Origin of the sequence: Mesorhizobium sp. M1E.F.Ca.ET.063.01.1.1 (genome assembly GCF_003998155.1) — a bacterium.
Taxonomy (GTDB): Bacteria; Pseudomonadota; Alphaproteobacteria; order Rhizobiales; family Rhizobiaceae; genus Mesorhizobium.
Map to the genome: position 1 here is coordinate 1 of NZ_RZSC01001555.1, position 490 is coordinate 490.

At 65.9% G+C, this 490-nt stretch carries 1 protein-coding gene and 1 pseudogene; one reads left to right on the plus strand and one right to left on the minus strand.

The genetic code is table 11. The annotated features are described in order from the left end of the window. Nucleotides 1-264, minus strand: a 264-nt coding sequence (locus EOA29_RS39745; RefSeq protein ID WP_127222572.1) for an NAD(P)H-binding protein, incomplete at its 3' end; no start/stop codon positions are given. Nucleotides 265-326: 62 nt separating this feature from the next. On the opposite strand from EOA29_RS39745, the pseudogene EOA29_RS43650 reads away from it, so the two are divergent. Next, a pseudogene (locus EOA29_RS43650) lies at nt 327-490 on the plus strand (MarR family transcriptional regulator); the annotation flags it as partial.

Genomic DNA, 490 nt, shown 5'->3' on the forward strand with positions numbered 1-490 from the left:
CATCAGGGCGGGATCGAGCCCAGGCGGCAGGTCGGTGAGCTGATGGATGACGATCTCGGGCCTCGCCGCTGCGACGGCGGCGCGCAAATCGCCGGCATCGAATACATCGATCAGCACCGCATCGGCGCCGATTGCGCGCAGCTCCGCGGCCTTTGCAGCGCGGCGCGTGGTCGCCGTCACCAGATGGCCTGCCTCCAGCAGCTGCGGAACCAGGCGGCGGCCGATCGCGCCGGAAGCGCCGGCAAGAAAGATCCGATAGCCCATCGTCTTCCGCTCCATCTCGCGATAATGTCAGAGTTCGAACAACGTATAAGAGCTCTGACATCATGCGCAAGCAGAAAGCGTCCTCGGCCATCCCCGCTCCCGGCGAAGGCAAGCGCGGCGAGAAAGGCTATCTCGGTTATCTGCTGCGACAGGCGGCAGGCGCCTACAGGCTGCGGGTCGAGCGGGCGCTGGACGAATTCGGCGTGACGCAGCCGCAGTTTGCGAC